We start from the raw sequence: 3,472 nt of genomic DNA on the forward strand, positions 1-3,472 counted from the left end.
CGAGAGGATCGCGGCGCCGCTCGGTTCACGCGTGAGAGTGAGAGGCACTCTCAGATCTTGTCGGACGTCGGTCCCTGACCGGCACCCGGACCGGCGCCCGGGTAGCCGAGGGCGTCGTCGTCCAGTCCCTCGGGCGGCTGGGCCGCCGACGGGCTGGGCGGAGTCGCCGTCTGGTGGTTCGGACGGATCGGCTCCGGCGGCGGGGGCGGCGGCGTGTAGCTGCCACCCGACGGCGCCGAGGTCAGCTTCTTGACCGCGAACGCGATCGCCCCGCCGACGGCGGCGACGAAGACGAACCTGCGGATGCGGTGCTTCTTCTTGGGCTTCGCCGCCTCGGCCTCGGCGTCGGCATCAGCGTCGGCCTGAGACTTGGCCTTGGCCGCAGCGGCCGCCGCTCCGAGCGCAGCGAGCTCCGCAGCGCGCTTCCTCGCCTTCCTGGCCTGGCGCTTGGACAGCTCCGCGGCATCCCGAGCACGATCCTGCGTGTCGGCGACCTTCTTCGCGACCACGGGCGCCGCCGCCTGGCGAGCGTCGTCGAACTTCGGCCCGACGGTGCTGGCGAGGGAGTCCGCCTTGCCGGAGACCGTCTGGGAGGCACTCTCCCAGAGATCGCCGACCTTCTCGGTGAGCACCTCGCCCTTGGACTTCTTCTTGCGCAGCAACATTGTCTGCCTTCCATGGAAAGCGGTCTGTTTGCGCACCACGGTACCGAGGTCGCGGTGACCTCGCTGATGGCTGAGCGTTGGGAGGCGCATGGGAGGATGGGCAGTGCACGAACACCGAACGAGAGGCAATCGTGGCTGACCAGTCGACCGTGACGCTGAAGACCAACCGTGGTGACATCACCATCCGGCTCTTCCCCCACCACGCTCCCAAGACCGTGGACAACTTCGTCGGTCTCGCGACCGGCACGAAGACGTGGCGGGACCCCGAGACGGGCGCTGAGCGCAACGACCCGTTCTACGACGGGACGACCTTCCACCGTGTGATCGACGGCTTCATGATCCAGGGCGGTGACCCCCTCGGCACCGGCACGGGCGGACCGGGCTACCAGTTCGAGGACGAGTTCCACCCCGAGCTCCAGTTCGACCGTCCCTATCTGTTGGCGATGGCCAACGCCGGGCCGGGCACCAACGGCTCGCAGTTCTTCATCACCACGGGGCCGACCCCGCACCTCAACCGTCGCCACACCATCTTCGGCGAGGTCGCCGACGAGGAGAGCAAGGCGGTCGTCGACGCCATCGGCACGACGAAGACCGGTCGCATGGACCGTCCCGTCGAGCCGGTCGTGATCGAGTCGGTCGTCGTCAGCGAGGGCTGAGCGCCTCCACCGGGGCGAGACCGCGATGTCTGAATCCCCGTACGACGCGGGGGCGGCACCTCACGAGGTGCCGCCCCGGTGCTACCTGCACCCCGACCGCGAGACCTACATCGCCTGCCAGCGCTGCGGGCGGCCGATCTGTCCGGACTGCATGCGCCCCGCCTCGGTCGGCTACCAGTGCCCCAGCTGCGTGCGGGAGGGGCAGGCACAGGTGCGTCAGGCGCGCACGGCCGGCGGTGGCCTGGTCCCCGGCAAGCCGGGCACGGTCTCTCTGACCCTGATCGGGATCAACGTCCTCGCCTACGTCGCGATGGTGGCGACCGGTGGCCTGGGTGACAGCCCGTTGTGGTCCTGGGGCGTCATGCTCGGCGACTCGGCCGTCTACCAGCTCTCCGACGGCTCGATCGAGACGCTGCGCGGAGTCGACGACGGTGCCTACTGGCGGCTCCTGACCTCGGCGTTCCTGCACGCAGGAATCCTGCACATCGCGTTCAACATGTACGCGTTGTATCTGTTCGGACCCGTCCTGGAGCGCTATCTCGGCACGGTGCGCTATCTCATCGCGTACCTCACGTCAGCCGTGGCAGCCTCGGTGTTCGTCTACGTGCTGAGCCCGCCCAACCAGCCGACACTGGGCGCGTCCGGAGCGATCTTCGCGCTGTTCGGGATGGCGCTGGTGATCATGTACAAGCAGGGCCAGGACGTCCGTGGACTGCTCGTGCTCGTCGGGATCAACGTGGTGATCACGTTCGCGGTGCCCAACATCAGCTGGCAGGGTCACCTCGGCGGTTTCGTGACCGGTCTGCTCCTCGGTGCGGCGTTCGCATACGCCCCCCGCGCTCGACGGACGCTCGTCCAGTACGCCGCCTTCGGCGCGGTCTGGGCGGCGATCGTCGTCGTCACGGCGTGGCGCACCCTGCAGCTGGGCTAACCGACGGGCGTGGCGTGCTGGAGGTCGACGGTGCCGGCGTAGGCGGGCGCGACGATCTCGGCCTTGGTGGTGATCGACAGACCGAGCTGGTAGCGGTCGGCGTAGTCGCGGTAGACCTCCACCGCGCCCGAGAGGTCGAGCCCTGAGTACAGGTCGCCGACGTCGCCGACGGCCTCGATGACGTATGGCGGTGAGTAGGGGACGCCGTTGAGGATGACGGTGTTGCCGACGCACTTGATGCCCGTGGTGGAGATGAGGCGCTGGCCCTGCAGCGTGACGGCGCTCGCCCCGCCCTCCCACAAGGCGTTGACGAACGCCTGGATGTCCTGCTGGTGCACGACGAGGAGGTTCGGGTCGAGCCCTGGCTCGTCGACCTCACGCGGCGCGTCCTCCAAGGAGACCCGGAGGCCGGGGCCGCTCACCTCCGTGAAGCCGGCAGGGCCACGCAGGGCCTTCACCTCCTGCCGAGCGGTCGTCACCTCGCGGTTCTCGACGTCCTCGGCGAGGGTCTCGATCTGCGTGCTCAGGTCGTCGACGACCTGCTGCTGCGCGGCGACGCTCTCGCGGCGCTGCTCGACGAGGGCCGGGAGATCCGTGCCCTCCTTGCGGAGGTCACCACCCTCGGAGCTGATGGCGCTGGTCACGAAGAGCGCCCCGGCGAGCGCGGTCGTCACAGGGACCGCGATCCGCCATGGATCACGCCGTCGTCGCGGCGTCTGCGCGTCGTCGTCCTGGACCGTCACGGGTGCTCTCCTTCTCGACCCCGAGGTGCGCCGACTACGCTAGCCGACACAACCAATTGCCGATGCCGTCCCCTGCCGGGGCCGTGCCCGTCCTGTCGAGGTGTGCTGAGTGTCTGAAGCCGAGTCCAACAAGTCCCCAGCACGTTCGGGCAACCCCGCGAAGCGTGAGGCTGCGGCGGAGGCCTCGGAGGTGCGCCGCAAGCCCGTGAAGCCGGTCAAGCTGGGCAACCGCTGGGCCGCTCCCTTGATGATCGCGTGCGCCGTGATCGGGCTGGTGTGGATCGTCGCGTTCTACACCGCCGGCAACGACATCCCCGTCATGAAGGATCTGGAGAGCTGGAACCTCGTGATCGGGATGGGCTTCATCGTCGCGGCCTTCGGGTTCGCGATGAAGTGGGAATGACAACGCGGGAATGACGCGGTGGGAATGACGACCACCCCGTACTTACAACGGTGTAGTTCTCCACACTGGGGATA

5 protein-coding genes are annotated in these 3,472 nt (G+C 68.6%); 3 read left to right on the top strand and 2 right to left on the bottom strand.

The window, feature by feature from the left end:
- Window positions 1–50: 50 nt before the first annotated feature.
- A complete protein-coding gene (locus PV363_RS16670) occupies window positions 51–665 on the bottom strand; it encodes a hypothetical protein (protein ID WP_220345697.1) in 615 nt (204 codons plus the stop codon).
- Window positions 666–796: 131 nt separating this feature from the next.
- On the opposite strand from PV363_RS16670, the gene PV363_RS16675 reads away from it, so the two are divergent.
- Window positions 797–1,321: a peptidylprolyl isomerase gene (locus PV363_RS16675; protein ID WP_220345698.1), complete on the top strand. Its 525-nt coding sequence runs from the start codon at window positions 797–799 to the stop codon at window positions 1,319–1,321.
- 25 nt (window positions 1,322–1,346) lie between these two features.
- Window positions 1,347–2,252 carry a rhomboid family intramembrane serine protease gene (locus tag PV363_RS16680; protein WP_220345699.1) on the top strand — a complete coding sequence of 302 codons (906 nt, stop codon included), beginning with the start codon at window positions 1,347–1,349 and terminating at the stop codon, window positions 2,250–2,252.
- Here PV363_RS16680 and PV363_RS16685 read toward each other — a convergent pair.
- A complete protein-coding gene (locus PV363_RS16685; protein WP_301022936.1) occupies window positions 2,249–2,995 on the bottom strand; it encodes a DUF881 domain-containing protein in 747 nt (248 codons plus the stop codon). The genes PV363_RS16680 and PV363_RS16685 overlap by 4 nt on opposite strands.
- A 109-nt stretch (window positions 2,996–3,104) precedes the next feature.
- Here PV363_RS16685 and PV363_RS16690 point away from each other — a divergent pair, with 109 nt between their 5' ends.
- Window positions 3,105–3,398, top strand: a complete 294-nt coding sequence (locus PV363_RS16690) for a cell division protein CrgA (protein WP_220342783.1) — start codon at window positions 3,105–3,107, stop codon at window positions 3,396–3,398.
- The last annotated feature ends 74 nt before the right edge of the window (window positions 3,399–3,472 follow it).

It is taken from the genome of Mumia sp. (assembly GCF_028803055.1).
Lineage (GTDB): Bacteria > Actinomycetota > Actinomycetes > Propionibacteriales > Nocardioidaceae > Mumia.

Bases quoted from the DNA above. Each gene is read 5' to 3' on its own strand.
- PV363_RS16670 (WP_220345697.1), bottom strand. From the start codon at position 665: ATGTTGCTGCGCAAGAAGAAGTCCAAGGGCGAGGTGCTCACCGAGAAG.
- PV363_RS16680 (WP_220345699.1), top strand. From the start codon at position 1,347: ATGTCTGAATCCCCGTACGACGCGGGGGCGGCACCTCACGAGGTGCCG.